The following is a 16050-nucleotide window of genomic DNA, read 5'->3' as shown; positions in this document are numbered from 1 at the left end:
ATCTTAATAATCTGTCTTTGTGCGTAAGCACCAGTCTTTTAACTTCATTATTGAGAATTTTGTTGATTAAAGAGGTCAGGCCTTTTTTATAGTAATTCATGCCCGAGCCTAAATCGGTAATCATCTCATACTCATATCCATGTTCAGCACAGTATAACTCAAGCACCTGCGCCTGTCTTTTTAGGTCTTCTTTTTGATCGTGACTACTTACTCTTGCATACGCAACAGTGTATCTGTTATCTGTCTGAACAGGTAAGCTCTTACCTGAAAGAGAAAGAATATGTTCAAGACTGTATCTTCTGGTACCGCCAGGCGATATACTGTCTGGTTTTAGTTTTCCAGACTTTTCCCAGTTTCTTAATGTCTGAACATGGACTCCTAATATTTTTGCTGCTTGTCCGATTGGAATAATTTTACTCATGAAATTAACCTATAAAAAATATTAACTATTATAAACTATTTATAGATTTAATAAAACAGTTAATTACCCAGAAGTTATTTGTTTATCTGCAGCATTTCTTCGATAGAAAGAACAGCCGTGCTTTTCACCATTTTTGGTTGTATAAAGAGCCTCATCGGCTTCTCTTAATAACGAATCGAAATTACTATTAGAATCACCCCTTACGATTCCTGCACTAATTGAGGTTGCAGGTAATCCATCTTCCGTATTGGATAAATCCTGGTTAATAAGGGTGATCTTATTTTCCATATGATGATCCTGTATGGAAGAAACGTGAACAGCAAGAACAACAAATTCATCACCACCCAGACGACATAAATAATCATCTGATCTGAAATGTTTTTTTATGCTTTGTGCAACTTTTATCAGAATTTTGTCTCCGATATCATGTCCATATGTATCATTGATAGTTTTGAAATTATCAACATCAGACATGATCACATAGGTAGATGAAAGGTCGACGCTTGACATAAGCAACTCAAGGCCGAATCGGTTATAAGCCCCAGTCAAATCATCATGAGAAGCTTTGAAATTCAACTGATCGAGACTGTTTTTATAAACCTCATACATTTTATTGTAGGTACAAGCCAGATACCTAAATTCCTTTGAGCCACGCTCAGGGATCGGACTGTCAGCCATAATCTTGGTTACAGCTTTCAGAACCGGATGAATTCCAAGTTTAGAGGTTAACCATACAAAAAAGAATATGCCCAATGTCTGAACAACAATGATGATACGTATGATATTAAGTTCATTATCCAGAACAGACAGTTCTTCTTCATCACCCTTGTTCATGATCTCTTCAAGAGTTGATAAACAGGCGGTAACACTATTTTTAATCTGTTCTTTCTCTGTGCCATATCCATCGTTATGAACCAAATCAACAGCACGCTTTATTTTTTCATCTCTGGAAAGAGATGCATCGGCAGGAGAAATCTCAATAGACTTTAGCAGATCTGGATAATCAGTATAACCTAATGCGTCAATTACAAGACGCATGGCATAGTACTCCCTATTCATTAAATTCATAGAGATTTCCATGGCATTCTTAAGATAGTACAAGGCTTCTTTGGTATTTGAATTTGTTGACATTTTTTTTACAGCCTTTTCGCGACGCCCTTTTTCAAATGCCTCTGAAAAATAATTTTCAAGAAAACGCTTGTCACCATAAATGGTAAAACGCTGAACATTATCAGTCAGATAATCTGAAGCATCCATCAAATCCAGCGTAACTTTTCTTAGTTCAACCTGCTGCGCAGAAATCTCAGCAATCATTGAAGTTTTTTTGGAGAAATGAAATGTAGAGAGAATCATTACCGCTGATACGACCACAGCGAAAATAATCAGTAATTTATGTAAAGTTCGTAGTGAGATACCTTCTGATTTAATCCGTTCTTCAATTTTTTTCACAATATACAACCTCTCGTTTTATTATTGTTCCAGACGCGGCCAATTCAAGAAAGAAATAGGAAAATTGTGTTCTCTGATACCTGTTTTTATGTGTTTTTTAACTGTAAGACATATACTCTTTGTGCATTTGAAAGCCTTTTTGAATTGCATCAGGTAATCAATGAAAAAACAGCAGAGAAGAAAATGTCAGGAGGAGACTCTGATATTACGGCTTAGTCAGAGTTTTTGTCGGATAGAAGAAATACAGATATGACTTTTGGTATATGTTCTGTCGGTGAAAAACAAAAAAACTGCCACAGAATAAACAGGCTTTATACAGCAGTTAACATACAAAAAACGGTACGTAATGTACCGCTTTTCTATCAACAGATATTCGATTATAGAGTTCCGAAGATACGGTCTCCGGCATCACCTAAACCAGGAACAATATAGCCCTTCTCGTTTAACTGCTTATCCTTGATACCAATAAAGATTCTGATATCAGGATGATCATGAGTCAGACGGTCAATACCTTCCTGAGTTGCAAGAACGCACAGGAAGCTGATGTGCTTACAGCCACGATTCTTTAACATGGTAATTGCTGCAGAAGCTGAACCACCGGTAGCCAGCATAGGATCAACAACGAATACCTCTCTCTCCTCACAGTCCTGAGGAAGTTTACAGAAATATTCAACTGGCTTTAAGGTCTCTGGATCACGGTATAAACCAATATGACCAACCTTTGCAGCTGGAAGAAGATTCAAGATACCTTCAACCATGCCAAGACCAGCTCTTAGAATAGGTACAACGCATAATTTTGGACCAGCAAGTTCTTTTACAGTGGTCTTGCAGATTGGGGTCTCAATATCAACGTCTACAAGCTCAAGATGTCTTGAAGCCTCGTAGCAGATCAGCATGGCGATTTCGCTGATCATATTACGAAATTCCTTGGTGCCGGTCTCTTTACGTCTGATAAAACCAATCTTATGCTGGATCAGAGGGTGGTCCATAATAAATACATTTGATTCTGACATGAATATCTCTCTCTCTATTTAGATACGATATTGATCGCTTGGAAATGACTTTCGTCACACGCATTGTATCAGCATATTCATCAAAAAAAAGATCATTTGGTGATATATGTAATACGCATACAAAAAAAATCCTGCTCTCAAAAAAGCAGGATCTTAAAAAAATTAACGCTCAGGTCTGAAAACCTTAACGTTGTGATAACCTTTTTCCTTCAGCTGTTTAGCCTGCATGGTGCTCATTACGCCCTGATCGCAGAATAACGCATAGGTCTTAAGCTGATCCAGAGTATTGAAATCACTGGCGGTCTTATAGAAAGGCATACAGATGACTTCATTTTCAAAGCCGGTAAGAGGAGCCTTCTCTACATCATCCGGAGCTCTTACATCCAGAATAACATCAGCTTTTGACAGCTCGCTAACAACTTCAATCTCCGTCTTGAGTTTTGAGGTATCAGTAGGAATATCGTTAATATCCACAACTTTCATGGCTTCAAAAGCCTTCTGAACCAGATCAGCATCCATCTTGGCCTCTTCCTCTTCCACAAATGCGGCTGTAGGACATACATTTGGATGGTCTGAAATAACACCACAGTACTCAGGCATAGACTCAGCAAAGCCGATGGTTCCAATTTCTCTTGATTTATCAATGATATCCTGTTTGTCTGCAGTTACTAATGGTCGGAGAAGTAATACATCACAGACATCATCAATATGATTCAGATTACGAAGAGTCTGACTTGAAACCTGACCTAGAGACTCACCGGTAACCAGAGCCTCGGCATCAAACTTCTTGGCAACAAGAGAGCCGACTCTCATCATCATGCGCTTTAAGATAACACCTCTTACGCCATGATGGGTTCGCTCAAGGATCTGACCGACAATAGGCTCAAATGGAATAGTTACAAAACGAACTCTGTGAGATGAGGCAAAGCGGTCCCAGATGAAGTAGGCTTCCTGCTTAACACCGATTTCATGAGCTGTACCGCCCATGTTGAAGAACAGATAGTTAACTCTGCAGCCACGGTGTAGCACATTGTAGGTTGAGACACCGCTGTCAAAACCACCTGAAATCAGTGAGAATACATCACCCTGAGAACCAACAGGATAGCCACCGATTCCAAGATATTTCTCACCGGACAGATAGGCTGTCTGATTCTCGATCTCAATGTGGATCATCACCTCAGGATTATCAAGACATACGCCCTTGTTAGGGAAGGCAGCCTTGAACTTGCCGCCGATTACACGTTCAGCCTGCTGAGAATTGAACTCATGATTGCCCTTGCGCTTAATTCTTACAGCAAAAGTCTTATCGCAGATTGATGGACCAACCTTATCCTTGATGGTTTCAAAAAGATCATCAAGATTGGTGAAAGGATATTCATTAACCTCCATAAAGGAATGAATACCAGGAATTCTTGATAGCTCTGTAATCGCGTGTTCCTTGCTTACAGGATGTTCCTCATCGTTGAATACAACAATGACCTTATCCCACTGAGCAAGAGCATTTACCTTGATATTATGGTGCTTGCATACATTGACAATATTCTGCTTAACAAGCTTAATAAGTCTGGTACGGACAGGCTTGCTCTTGATTGAAATTTCAGGAAACAGTCTAACAATAAATTTCATAAAAAACTCAAGTAATTAAATACGCAAAAGGCTCCAGTCGATGGAGCCAGACATAAAATCACAAAGCGTAATTATTCGTGATCGTGCTTGTGGCAGTGGCACTCGTGCTCACCGTCCTCGCCATCATGGTGGTGACCGTGGCAGCAGTGGTGCTCACCGTCTTCATCATCGTGGTGATGACCGTGACAGCAGTGATGCTCACCGTCTTCATCATCGTGGTGATGACCGTGACAGCAGTGATGCTCACCGTCTTCATCATCGTGGTGATGACCGTGACAGCAGTGGTGATGCTCTGAAGGACAGTGGCCGTCAACATGAGCGTGACCATGCTTGATTTCCTCTTCAGTAGCTTCTCTTACATCCTCAATCACAATCAGGAAGTTTAGAACCTTACCAGCCAGAGGATGATTACCGTCAACGATAACAACATCATCTTTAATATCTTTAACAACCACAGCCATAGGGCCCTGTTCTGAGTCAGCCTCAAAAACATTACCGACAGCAATCTCAAAGTCACCGAACAGCTTTCTGTCGATAGTCTGAATCAGCGACTTGTCAATCTCACCATAGGTATCCTTTGGCTCTAGAGTTACTGCAAACTCATCACCTTTCTCATGGCCTAAAAGAGCGTTCTCCAGACCTTTAACCAGAAAACGGTGACCAATAAGCGCAGTCACTGGCTGACCAGGCTCTGTTCTGCCTACTACCTGACCAGTTGTCTCAGTTACGGTATAACTTAGAGTAGCGACTGTGTCTTTTGCAATCTTCATAAAATCCTCTTTATCTATTAGTTAAGTGCTTAACCAGCGGAGCTAGTCCTGAAGGAGCACTCTGTCCTGACTTGTTATCTGTATCCCGGGATACTTTAAAGTTATTCTCATCGTTTGCCAAGTCTAAAAGACAATTTTTATCAGATTCTCCCTGCGCATTAAGTCCGATAATTTCGCCGTTGCTATTGGACTCAAATGTGCGGCAGCTATCCTTATTCTGTTCAGTTGCTGTAAGAATCATACTGTATCCGTCATCGGATGATTCCAGATCCAGCGAATAATATGGTTTTAAATCCTCAGAAAGTTCAACAACGCAGTTATCATAACTTCTGTCCAGTGTTCCGCAGGTCTGCATAAACTCGGTATTATGCGCCAGCTCTGCAACCGCCTTTTCTCTGATTTCAAGAGAATGCTCCTCTGAAACAGCATCTAAATCCTGTTCAATCATTGCAGTCTGAGCCTGCAGATCAGAAAGGTCGTCATTTTTGGAGGTTTTCATTACACAGCCGCAGACAAGGCAGCTTACTGCTGTAATAAGGCAGAATACTCTAAAGTAGCTCACAGAACCATCCTTGTTAAACACTGGGTTAAACATTAGCTTCTGTCCTTATTATAGTAAGGTGCTGCGTACATTGCCTTAATTCTGTCACGAAGATGTTCAGGATATGATGCGAGTCTGCTTTCAAACTTCTCTCTGTCCTCAGCACTGACTCCATCAATAACACCTGCACTGATTAGAGCTGATGGGTATAACTCGTAGTTGTTCCATACGAACTTGTCGATCATGGCTGAAAGCTCTTCTGCACTCTCAAAGCCACCGCTGATAGGTTCGCCGGCAACCAGTTTTACATGGCCCTTATAGCCGCGGATACCACGGGTAATGGTATCGATATCTTCAAACTCGTCCTTCTTGTACTCACCATTCTTCTCTTTCTCGTAAAGCTCTTTTGCTTTGGCAAGATCGTTTGGATCATACTCGTAGGTAATTGAAACAGGAACAATATTCAGAGAGCCCATGTACTCCTTGAAATCCTGCTTCTTCTGACGTCCGTACAGGGAAATCATCTTCAGAACTGCATCCTCAGTCTTGTCATTGCCATCCTTGGCACGACCTTCACGCTGAGCAATCCAGATAGAAACGCCTTCCTCAATAGAAAGACCGATATAGTTTGAAAGATGAGTTAAGGCCTTCAGCTTCTCACGAGGAGCCTCAATTGATCTGCGGACAATGAAGCTGCGGTTTAATCTCATAAGAGAAGTTGCAGCAGGCATTCTTAACAGATTATCTCCGATGGCAATACGGACTGTATCCTGACCTGACAGAAACAGAGCCAGATCAATAAATGCAGGATCCAGTGAAATGTCTCTGTGGTTTGATATAAACAGATAGCCCTTGTTCTTATCAAGCTTGTCAAAGCCCACCAGCTCAACACCGTCAGTTGTGGAATCAACTACCTTTTTCATGAAGGTTGAAACTATTTCCTGGAACTGGCGGATAGAGGTGATTTTTGAAACCTTGTTCTTCAGATAAGCTTTAACGAAAGGCTTTAACAGAAAAGCAAACTTCTTTGAGAAGATTGGATATCTGAATTTCAGGATGCTGTTAATAACCAAGTCATCTGAGATGATTTTATTCAGTTCTGACTGAACCTCGTCATCACGGCAAGGTCTGATGTCATCGAAAATGGGATCATTTGAGGTGATTTTGTTTATATCATTAGTCTCAGTAGTCATTTTATTTTTTTGTTTTTATAACTCGCTAAAAATTTTGGCTATATTCTAGCAAAATCCGCATTGAAATGCATTTAGTGAATGCCATTTAATACACGATACTCTGAAGCGGCAAAAGTATCCGTCATTCCGGAGATATAGTCCACAAGCAGTCTTATACGCAGATACATCTCGCTGAAGCTATTCTCCTGACAGGCCTCAGTATAGGCAATCTTATGTCTGCGTGAGATTCTTGAAGCAATTCTCATGCAGAAAGGTTCTCCTCCTTCGGCAACAAGCTCCCTGGCAAAATCCTCTGGAGACTGGGTTAACAAAGTCTCGTAGGCGCTGAAAAGGCCTCGTATATAGCTGGCTCCAGACAAATCAAGAGTCTGCACTTCAAAATGATTATATACAGCAGTGTACTCAAAGTCCTTCAGCATTTTGAGAGCAGTAATTCCCGGATAATCACCAAAAGAGAAATTTGGTTCGCCGGTATTTAAGAATTGCTCAAGATTATTGGCTATGGCCGCACAGAAATCTCTGATATAGAAATACGAGATAACTTCTCTTAAGTAGAACAGAGCCTCTGTTTTGCCCTGTTTAAACAGGGATCTAATTTTTTCTGGATCCAGATGAGGCTGAAGCTCACTTAGCTCAGGATACTCAGAAATACGCTCACATAATCTTATGATCATGTGTTTATTAACCATATTTCTATCAAAGGCATCCTCCAGATCAGCCAGAACATAGGCAAGATCATCAGAGTATTCAATAATGGTTGCAAAAGGATGTCTGGTATCTCTTCCACAGCCTTCTCGGATAGCATCTAAAAGATGCTTCTCTGAAAGAAATACTCCGGCATTGGAGTATGACCAGGAATAGAAGTCTCCCTGAATGCCGTTACCGGATTCGCCTTTACCCTTTCCCAGCAGAAGTTCCTTGATGGTATAAGGGACCTTGATGACAGATGCGTACTGCCCCAAAGTCAGATTAAGATTCTGAATTGAATGAACTAGACGCAGGCCCTGAGCATTACCGTTGAAAGTAAGCAGATCATCCTTTTCAAAATCAGTAATCTCGGATTTAACATGATCACTGTTAACAGCCTTTTTCAGCCATTCTCTGATAAGTGACTCTCCAAAATGCCCGAAAGGAGGATTACCTATATCATGAAGAATAGCTGCATTGTGAAGACAGCTGACCATAGGACTTAAAAGCCCAAGAAGATTTACTTCCTTAACCTGGTTTACAAGCTCATAAGCTATAAGACGGGTATACTCAGCTACTTCAAGTGAGTGGGTAAGACGGTTTCTGGAGGCAGCTTTTACATCCAGAGGAAAAACCTGGGTTTTCTGCTGCAGACGTCTTAGAGGCGCACACATGGCTATCTTAAGACGGTCCTGTTCTACGCCAAAAGGTGAAAATTCAAGAGAGGCAAGCTCCTTGAGCATTGGCCCCTCAGAAAAAAAATCGCCCCTTTGGCGTTTAGCACAAAAGAGACGATCAGTTATTTCATTAATATTCATAAACTAACTTCAGATTAGTATGAAGGCATTGCAACAGGTGCTTTATAGCTGTCAAAGTCCTCAAACAGTTCTGGCTCAGTCTGGCGAAGCTTGTTAAGCATTGCACGGGTAACCAGAGTAACACCGCCTTCTGAACGGTAGAAGCGTTTAGCATCCAGAGCTGCATCCTCACCGATGATAATGCCGCGAGGTAATTCACAGCCACGATCCATAACCACCTTGGTCAGGCGGCAGGCACGGTGAATAATACAGAATGGCATAATCACAGATTCAGAAATGAAGCAGTTAGAATGAACTCGGCAGGAGTTGAACAGCAGGGTCTGGTTGATTGAAGAACCAGAAATAATACATCCGGCAGAAGCTACTGAATTTCTGAAAATGGTTGATGCACCGCTGATGTCCTGAACAAGTTTTGCAGGAGGAAGCTGAATCTGGTTGGTCCAGATTGGCCAGTTGAAATCATAGATATCCAGCTGAGGTTCGATGGATGCGATATCCATGTTTGCTTCCCAGTAGGCATCGATGGTTCCCACGTCTCTCCAGTAAACGATGTCCTTGTTGCCGCTGTTACGGATACATGACTTGGAGAAGTCATGAGCATGAACCTTATGCTGAGCTACCAGCTGAGGAATAATATCCATACCGAAGTCACGGTGAGAGCCCTTGGTTGCAGCATCCTTGGCCAGAACCTCATACAGGAACTCGGCATCAAATACGTAAATACCCATTGATGCAAGACTCATGTAAGGGTTGGTTGGCATTGCAGGTGGATTCTCTGGCTTTTCCACGAACTCGGTAACAAGATTGTTGCTGTCGACATTCATCACACCGAAAGCCTTGGCCTGTTCACGAGGAACAGGGATACAGGCAACAGTCAGAGGGCTGCCCATTCTGATGTGATCCATAATCAGCAGAGAGTAGTCCATCTTGTAGATATGGTCACCGGCAAGGATCAGCACATACTTTGGCTTGTGATCCTTAATAATATCAACGTTCTGGAAAATAGCATCAGCGGTACCCTGATACCAGTGTTCCTCATCAAGACGCTGTGAGGCAGGAAGGAAGTCAATGTACTCATTCATCTGGTTTCTGAAGAATGACCATCCAGCCTGAAGGTGACGTAACAAACTGTGTGACTTATACTGTGTAACAACACCGATTCCGGTAATACCTGAGTTTACGCAGTTAGATAAAGCGAAATCGATAATTCTGAATTTACCACCGAAATAAACAGATGGTTTTGCTCTGGTATCAGTTAAAGCCTTCAGTCTGCTTCCTCTACCACCAGCCAAAACCAAAGCCATCGTCTGTCTGACGACTTCACGAGCATTTTGCATTTTTGTCCCCTAAAAAAAGATATTTCTGTCACACATAATTTATATATAGTTTTCTATACTCAATTTTAGTCTTCTGAGTATTTTTTTGAAGATTCGATGTATTTTTTTGAGATCTCGTCTGAAATAATAATATCTATATAATATATTTGAATTTTTTAGGTACGATTTCTACCACGTATAAGGATATTGGGTTGAGCTTCTTCACAGATTTTTGCCAGGGCCAACTTTACAAACTGAATCATTATTAGGCGAAGGCTGTCAGTAAAGAGAATATTTTCTTATTGAAATTTAACCAATTAGTCTTCAATCGTAAAATATCAAAGTGGTCATGAAGTTAACACAAAAAATGTTAAATACATCTAATAAAAAGACAAAACCTCTAAGAACTGATAGAATTGAGCCATAAAAGTGCAGTTTTCAGATTGTTTTAACAGGAAAACTGTAGAATCATAGAGAAAAGGAATGCCGAAAATATAAAGGCATCCACACTACTTAACCTTTAAACGGAGGCAGGAACTTCCTTCAAAGCAAGTTCCGCAATTATTTATGAAGATTGGTATTATCTGCGCGATGGATGAAGAGACTGATTATCTCTTATCTAAACTTACAAAATACACCACCAAGGAAATCGGACCTTTTAAGTTTTACGAAGGCGAAACTGAAGACGGCAAGGAAGTTGTAGTTTCCCGTTCAGGTATCGGCAAGGCAAAGGCTGCTGCAGATACAGCCCTTCTGATTTCTAATTTCAACGTGAACTACGTTATCAATTCAGGAATTGCAGGTTCCATGTCAAAGGAACTGAAGATCAACGATATCGTGTTCTCTACCAGTGTTTTATATCACGATGCAGATTTCACTCCATTTGGCTACAAACTAGGTCAGATGCCAAGCGAAGAGCCTGTATTCAACGCAAGCCCAGAGCTGATTGCAAAGGCTGATATTGCAGCTTCCACCATTCCAAATCTGAAGGACCACATTAAGAAGGGTCTGATTATTTCAGGTGATCAGTTCATCAATACCCCAGAGCAGAAGGCTGCAATTCTTAACAACTTCCCTCAGGCTATGGTTACCGAGTGCGAAGGTGCTCCTATTGCTCATATTGCATCAAGTTTCAAGATTCCATTCATCATTATCCGCTCAGTATCAGATTCAGCAGATGAGCATGAAACAGGAACCTACGATTTTAATGTTAAATCAGCATCAGAGAACAGCGCCAGACTAGTACTGGCTATGATCAAAATGCTGTAGGAGGCTTTATGCCCGTTGAGCAGATTTTAAATGCTGCCAAGGAAGCATCCTTTCTGGATGTTTTAAGCACATTCTTCTCAATACTGGAGTATCCGGCTATAACGCTGCTTACTGCCATGCTTTTAGAGATTATTCTGCCAATCGGGTCAACCTTGAGAATTTCAAGCTTAAGGCCTTTTTTTGAGAACATTTCAAGAAAGGTAAATAAAGATGAAAACTCTGAAGCTCAGATCGTTTTCTCCAGCATCTTTTTACCTTTCTTTATTATCGTAATTGCCCTTTTAATCGTTTTCTTCCTAAAGTTTGTCGTCAATCACGACGTCATAGTCACCCTTTTGGTTCTCCCTTTTCTGCTTGAGTCAAAACCTATTCTGGTAACCACTCTGAATGTTAAGCATTCTATGGAGGAACAGAACAAGGATGATGCCAGAAAATCACTTCAGAAGATAATGATCAGAGACTGCACCAAGCTCTCCGAGATGGGAATCAACAAGGCTATGGCGGAAGCCACCAGTATGGCGATGTTTGCAAACTGGTTCTGCATTCTGGTCTGGTACATTCTTTTAGGACTGGAGGGAGCTGTAATCATGCAGCTTGTGGCAGTTATGAACCGTTCATTCTCATTAAAGGAAAAGAGAAACGAGAACTTTGGTATCTTTGTTCATAAAATCGAGCAGATTATGATGATACCAGCTGTAGTCTGCCTGTTCTTTATGATGATGTTCTCTTTCTCCTTCAAAAGAGTTATCTCTAATCTGAAATCTCATCTCAACACATTTGTGAATACCTCATCCTGTGCGGTTATGGATATGCTGGGAAGCTTTGCCAACATATCACTTGGCGGTCCAAGATACTATGAGGGAGAACTGATGAGACTGCCTAGACTTGGCGGAGAGAATGAACCAGAGCTTTCTACACCTCTCAAGCTCTATAATAAACTGCGTTTTTGTGGTATCTTGTTCGTCTGCATATGCGTAACCCTGCGCATATTTCTATACACATTCTAGTAATCTGTTATCAGCAGAGAAACATTTAACATTTTCAGCGGCACTACTCCTGTTATATCAATGGAGCTATGCTGCAAAGATTTGGTACGTACATGAGTAATAAAGACAACTTCCTAGAACTATTATCAGAAGAAAAGGATCTTGCATCAGAATCATTTTCAGATCTGATCGAAGGTGATATCAAGCCTATTGTTCAGGATAAGATCGAAAAGACATCTGAGGTTCTTGAAAAAGATCTTGCAAAGATAAGACAGGAAGCCGCTACCAGAAAGAGTGAGGATGTTACAGATTCCGCCTCTTCAGGTTTTGTTCATATGGTGCAGCCAAATGATGTTCTTGAGTATAGAAAACCAGGAATTCAGCCTTATGTAATGCAGAAATTACGACATGGAGAGTATACCGAGGCAGATCATATCGATTTACACGGTAAGACCATAGAGCAGGCCTATCAGGAAGTAATGAATTTTATTGCTTTTGCAAAGAGACATGAATTCAGAAATATTCTAATTATTCATGGCAAGGGAGAGAGATCGAATCCAAAGGCTCTTATGAAAAGTCATGTGGCACACTGGCTAAAGCAGATTCCTGATGTGCTGGCCTATCACTCTGCCCCTGCATGGAAGGGAGGAACCGGAGCTGTATGTATTATACTAAAGAAAGGCGATAAAGCTTCCATTCAGAACCGAGAAGAGTTTCAGCGAAGATAAAACATAGGATTCAGTAAGCTCCAGACAATCTTATACTCAAGACTGAAATCTGACTTACTGAGTTTCTTTTTCAAAATTTATTCATCCTCCATTCCCCTAATTTACCAGCCTTTAACCGGCATTCCTCTTTTTCTCAGTGTATGTATCTTATTATTTTTTAATTACATTTTGTTGTTGACTATTTGATTATCACATTTATAATATTTCTATATAGAATATTTCTAATTAGAATTATTTAATTTAAAGCTAACAAAATGGAATATAAAGAGAATCACGAATATAACTGCAACAAATACATTACAAAAATAAAGCAGTTCAATATCAGGATCTTTAATCAGATCCTGAACGAAATAGGCTGTACAGATTTTACCTGCGAACAGAGTTATATACTTCAGGCTTTATGGAAAAATAACGAACTCACCTGTTTAGAAATAGCCAATGAAACCGGACTGGCCCCTAATACAGTTACAGTACTGCTGAATAACCTTTCAAAGAACGGAATGATTGAAAGAAAATCAAATCCAAAAGACAGAAGACAGGTTATTGTCGTCATAACAGAAAAAGGACTAAAGGCTAAAAAGGATTTCGACAATGTCGTATCCAGAATAATAAATATTGGTTTTAAGGATTTTACAGACACTGAATACGATCAGTTCCAAAGCAGTCTTGAAAAACTCTGTAATAGCTATGAAAGATTTTTCAATTCACCTTTAAAGGAGTAAATATGTTTAAAAAAATAATTTCAGGAATCACTATATCGGCTGTTCTATGTTTGGGAGTAGCTCATGCTGAAGTCAGCTATCAGCATATTCGAAATGCAACCGGAAAGCTAAGCTATAACGATGTAACCTTTCTAATCGATCCAATGCTTGCGGAGAAAGGTTACTATGAGGGGTTTGCAGGAACCTTCAACAGCGAAATTCGAAATCCAATTTTAGATCTTCCTGATTCACCAGAGAATATTCTAAAGGATGTGGATGCGGTTGTTGTATCTCATACTCACCTTGATCACTGGGATGATTTTGCAGTAAAAATAATTGACAAATCTATGCCTATTATTGTTCAGAACGACACAGACGCCTCCATTATAAAAAAACAGGGATTTAAGGATGTCAGAATTCTTTCATCAGATCTTGAATTCAAAGGAGTTACACTGAATCATATCGAAGGTATGCACGGACCAGTCGAGCTCTTCTCTGATCCTATCTACAAAGAAGCAATGATGAATACAATGGGAATAGTATTCACAAAAAAGAACGAGAAAACTACCTTTATTCTAGGAGATACCATCTGGACAGGACTTGTTGACCTGGCTTTAACAAAATATCAGCCTGAACTTATTGTAATGAATACAGGATATGCAAAGGTGCTCGATTATAACGAAAGCATTATTATGGGAACCGAAGATGTTAAGAAAATGGTTATGAAGATGCCAAAAAGCAAAATCATTACTGTTCATATGGATGCAATCAATCACTGTACAGTTTCAAGAAAAAACATGCATGACTTTGTAAAATTACATCACTACGAAAATAATGTGTGGATCCCTTACGAAGGAGATAAAAAGGCGTTTAAATAAAGGACCAAAAAAGAATTAAAGCCAGCATACTATAAGCTGGCTTTATGTTGATAAAACAAAGAAATAGCCCTACTCTTCCTCACGTTCTTCCTTCTTCAGAGCTCTGATATGCTTGAGAATGCAGGTAATAATAAAGGAATTACGGCTAATCATCTCCTTCTCAGAAAAATAATTCATATCGTCCAAAAGCTCTTTTGGAAAATAACACATTACTCTTTCCATCTTTCCCGTTCTTGGTCTTCCTGGGCTCTTCTTTGCAACTGGCTTTGGAGTATCATTCATATCAGCATTTACAGCTTCCTCTACAACTGTACTCTGAGATACATTTAAACTCTCAGAAACTTCTGGCTTATTATGTGAAACATCCTCAGAAGATTGAACATTTTCAAAAAGATCAGTAGTGAAAGACATAATACTAACCGCCTTAGAGCATATCAGTACACTCACAACACCGCTATGACAGTGTATGAAAGTGCCACCTTATCTCGATAATAAAACAAAGAGAATTAAGAATTGCAGTTATATATTTAATTAGTTTTTATTATCAATTAGTTAATTTAATTGATTTAAAAAGGAATATTTGTATTTTTGGACATCACTGCATATTTAAAAGTTTAGTATACAGATCGATAAACACAAATGAATCACACTATTAATTTAATATTTAAATAATAATATTTTTGTAAGATAAATATGAATTAGTAGACTGGATCTAAAAATTGAAAAATTTGTAAAAAATTTTTTTTAAATCTTAGCGAAAAGGCGGAAGAGGCAAGCCTCAGAGCGACCGTACAGTATGCAACTTTGCTATGCTGTAACCTTAGAAAAAGGAAGTGATGGAGAAAATTAAAAAGTCTTTTACCTCACTATTTAACTTGTCTTTAAGGTAAGGATAGGAGACCTCTCCTATCCTTATGCAAATATAAAGCTTTTTATTAACAGTAAACTCTGTTTTTACTTCGCCTTTGTAAACAAACTGGCCATCAGCTGCACTCATCATTCTATCTATCTTATTGTCACCTTCACCAGATAAAACAGTCTTCATTTCTTCACTATCTGCATTCTTGAAATCAAGCTCTGCCAGTCTTTCTAACTCATTAAAACTAAAGTACACATCGTTCTTGAATTCAAAATAGAGATCTTTATCAGTAATGGATACCTGACCATTTTTGTTGGCAATGTTAGAAAAATCTGACTTGTAGTCTGAACGAATAAGCAGCTGCGCCTGATTATCAGTAAACTCAAGAGTAAACTCTACAAACAGAAAATAAGACAGAAAAAGCAACCTCAGATGAAAGGCCAATGGCTTTTAAATAAGAATTAGAGGTGATTTGCAGAATGGATTACTCTTAGATAGTCTACAAACTTGAGGGTACACAAACAAAAAAACTTCCAAAACAGAAGCCTAGAAACAAAATAACTTATTGAAATTAAAGGAAATGGTGCTGATACCGAGAATCGAACTCGGGACCTCACCCTTACCAAGGGTGCGCTCTACCAACTGAGCCATATCAGCACTGAAATCTGATATTAAAAAACCGTAGCTAAACTACGGTCTTTCAGAAAGGGAAGCCTGGCGGTGACCTACTCTCACACAAACGTACGTTGCACTACCATCGGCGTTACTGCATTTCACTTCTGTGTTCGGAATGGG

16 protein-coding genes, 1 tRNA gene and 1 rRNA gene are annotated in these 16050 nt (G+C 39.7%); 5 read left to right on the top strand and 13 right to left on the bottom strand.

The window, feature by feature from the left end; translation table 11 throughout:
* The 9 genes from BM308_RS11805 to glgC form a co-directional block, all read right to left on the bottom strand.
* Window positions 1-421 (bottom strand): IS607 family transposase (locus BM308_RS11805; RefSeq protein ID WP_074945450.1); only part of this gene is annotated, 421 nt, incomplete at its 3' end.
* Between the two features lie 63 nt (window positions 422-484).
* Complete coding sequence (locus tag BM308_RS11800; RefSeq protein ID WP_074945448.1) at window positions 485-1870, bottom strand: GGDEF domain-containing protein; 1386 nt, start codon at window positions 1868-1870, stop codon at window positions 485-487.
* 377 nt (window positions 1871-2247) lie between these two features.
* Entirely contained in the window at window positions 2248-2859 is a 612-nt protein-coding gene (gene upp / locus BM308_RS11795) for a uracil phosphoribosyltransferase (protein ID WP_083425567.1), read from the bottom strand.
* 186 nt (window positions 2860-3045) lie between these two features.
* Window positions 3046-4509, bottom strand: coding sequence for a tRNA uracil 4-sulfurtransferase ThiI (thiI, locus tag BM308_RS11790; protein ID WP_074945445.1), 1464 nt, complete (start codon window positions 4507-4509; stop codon window positions 3046-3048).
* Window positions 4510-4580: 71 nt separating this feature from the next.
* A complete protein-coding gene (locus tag BM308_RS11785; RefSeq protein ID WP_074945444.1) occupies window positions 4581-5279 on the bottom strand; it encodes an FKBP-type peptidyl-prolyl cis-trans isomerase in 699 nt (232 codons plus the stop codon).
* A 10-nt stretch (window positions 5280-5289) separates the two neighbouring features.
* Window positions 5290-5874, bottom strand: coding sequence for a hypothetical protein (locus tag BM308_RS11780; protein WP_074945442.1), 585 nt, complete (start codon window positions 5872-5874; stop codon window positions 5290-5292).
* Entirely contained in the window at window positions 5874-7013 is a 1140-nt protein-coding gene (locus BM308_RS11775) for a 1-acyl-sn-glycerol-3-phosphate acyltransferase (RefSeq protein WP_306706409.1), read from the bottom strand. The genes BM308_RS11780 and BM308_RS11775 overlap by 1 nt, the downstream gene beginning before the upstream one ends.
* A gap of 71 nt (window positions 7014-7084) precedes the next feature.
* On the bottom strand, window positions 7085-8518 hold the full coding sequence (dgt, locus tag BM308_RS11770; RefSeq protein WP_083425565.1) for a dGTP triphosphohydrolase: 1434 nt from the start codon (window positions 8516-8518) through the stop codon (window positions 7085-7087).
* 14 nt (window positions 8519-8532) lie between these two features.
* The gene (gene glgC, locus BM308_RS11765; RefSeq protein WP_074945439.1) at window positions 8533-9855 is read right to left on the bottom strand and encodes a glucose-1-phosphate adenylyltransferase; all 1323 of its coding nucleotides are present in this window, start codon (window positions 9853-9855) and stop codon (window positions 8533-8535) included.
* A gap of 546 nt (window positions 9856-10401) precedes the next feature.
* Between glgC and BM308_RS11760 the strand changes: the two genes are divergently transcribed.
* The 5 genes from BM308_RS11760 to BM308_RS11740 all read left to right on the top strand — a co-directional run bounded on the left by BM308_RS11760 (window position 10402) and on the right by BM308_RS11740 (window position 14396).
* On the top strand, window positions 10402-11103 hold the full coding sequence (locus tag BM308_RS11760; RefSeq protein WP_074945437.1) for a 5'-methylthioadenosine/adenosylhomocysteine nucleosidase: 702 nt from the start codon (window positions 10402-10404) through the stop codon (window positions 11101-11103).
* A gap of 8 nt (window positions 11104-11111) precedes the next feature.
* Window positions 11112-12110, top strand: a complete 999-nt coding sequence (locus BM308_RS11755; RefSeq protein WP_074945436.1) for a cobalamin biosynthesis protein — start codon at window positions 11112-11114, stop codon at window positions 12108-12110.
* Window positions 12111-12202: 92 nt separating this feature from the next.
* A complete protein-coding gene (gene smrA / locus BM308_RS11750; RefSeq protein WP_074945434.1) occupies window positions 12203-12817 on the top strand; it encodes a DNA endonuclease SmrA in 615 nt (204 codons plus the stop codon).
* Window positions 12818-13071: 254 nt separating this feature from the next.
* Window positions 13072-13539: a MarR family winged helix-turn-helix transcriptional regulator gene (locus tag BM308_RS11745; RefSeq protein WP_074945432.1), complete on the top strand. Its 468-nt coding sequence runs from the start codon at window positions 13072-13074 to the stop codon at window positions 13537-13539.
* A 2-nt stretch (window positions 13540-13541) separates the two neighbouring features.
* Window positions 13542-14396: an MBL fold metallo-hydrolase gene (locus BM308_RS11740; RefSeq protein WP_083425563.1), complete on the top strand. Its 855-nt coding sequence runs from the start codon at window positions 13542-13544 to the stop codon at window positions 14394-14396.
* A gap of 69 nt (window positions 14397-14465) precedes the next feature.
* Here the strand turns inward: BM308_RS11740 and BM308_RS11735 are convergent, their stop codons facing one another.
* From BM308_RS11735 to rrf, 4 genes are all read right to left on the bottom strand, one after another.
* Entirely contained in the window at window positions 14466-14807 is a 342-nt protein-coding gene (locus BM308_RS11735) for a hypothetical protein (RefSeq protein WP_074945431.1), read from the bottom strand.
* A gap of 409 nt (window positions 14808-15216) precedes the next feature.
* Window positions 15217-15681 (bottom strand): hypothetical protein, encoded by a 465-nt coding sequence (locus BM308_RS11730; protein ID WP_074945429.1) that lies wholly within the window; start codon window positions 15679-15681, stop codon window positions 15217-15219.
* Between the two features lie 155 nt (window positions 15682-15836).
* A tRNA-Thr gene (locus BM308_RS11725) sits at window positions 15837-15912 on the bottom strand.
* 55 nt (window positions 15913-15967) lie between these two features.
* Window positions 15968-16050 (bottom strand): 5S ribosomal RNA (gene rrf / locus BM308_RS13710); the annotation flags it as partial.

It is taken from the genome of Succinivibrio dextrinosolvens (genome assembly GCF_900116345.1).
Taxonomy (GTDB): domain Bacteria; phylum Pseudomonadota; class Gammaproteobacteria; order Enterobacterales; family Succinivibrionaceae; genus Succinivibrio; species Succinivibrio dextrinosolvens_B.
Note: the sequence above shows the minus strand (reverse complement) of the source record. Positions and strands in the feature narration are given on the sequence as shown.

What these genes read in the sequence shown, in the direction of transcription:
- upp (WP_083425567.1), bottom strand. Translation starts at nt 2,859, where the DNA reads ATGGACCACCCTCTGATCCAGCATAAGATTGGTTTTATCAGACGTAAA.
- thiI (WP_074945445.1), bottom strand. Translation starts at nt 4,509, where the DNA reads ATGAAATTTATTGTTAGACTGTTTCCTGAAATTTCAATCAAGAGCAAG.
- BM308_RS11785 (WP_074945444.1), bottom strand. Translation starts at nt 5,279, where the DNA reads ATGAAGATTGCAAAAGACACAGTCGCTACTCTAAGTTATACCGTAACT.
- BM308_RS11780 (WP_074945442.1), bottom strand. Translation starts at nt 5,874, where the DNA reads ATGTTTAACCCAGTGTTTAACAAGGATGGTTCTGTGAGCTACTTTAGA.
- BM308_RS11775 (WP_306706409.1), bottom strand. Translation starts at nt 7,013, where the DNA reads ATGACTACTGAGACTAATGATATAAACAAAATCACCTCAAATGATCCC.
- dgt (WP_083425565.1), bottom strand. Translation starts at nt 8,518, where the DNA reads ATGAATATTAATGAAATAACTGATCGTCTCTTTTGTGCTAAACGCCAA.
- glgC (WP_074945439.1), bottom strand. Translation starts at nt 9,855, where the DNA reads ATGCAAAATGCTCGTGAAGTCGTCAGACAGACGATGGCTTTGGTTTTG.
- BM308_RS11760 (WP_074945437.1), top strand. Translation starts at nt 10,402, where the DNA reads ATGAAGATTGGTATTATCTGCGCGATGGATGAAGAGACTGATTATCTC.
- BM308_RS11755 (WP_074945436.1), top strand. Translation starts at nt 11,112, where the DNA reads ATGCCCGTTGAGCAGATTTTAAATGCTGCCAAGGAAGCATCCTTTCTG.
- smrA (WP_074945434.1), top strand. Translation starts at nt 12,203, where the DNA reads ATGAGTAATAAAGACAACTTCCTAGAACTATTATCAGAAGAAAAGGAT.
- BM308_RS11745 (WP_074945432.1), top strand. Translation starts at nt 13,072, where the DNA reads ATGGAATATAAAGAGAATCACGAATATAACTGCAACAAATACATTACA.
- BM308_RS11740 (WP_083425563.1), top strand. Translation starts at nt 13,542, where the DNA reads ATGTTTAAAAAAATAATTTCAGGAATCACTATATCGGCTGTTCTATGT.
- BM308_RS11735 (WP_074945431.1), bottom strand. Translation starts at nt 14,807, where the DNA reads ATGTCTTTCACTACTGATCTTTTTGAAAATGTTCAATCTTCTGAGGAT.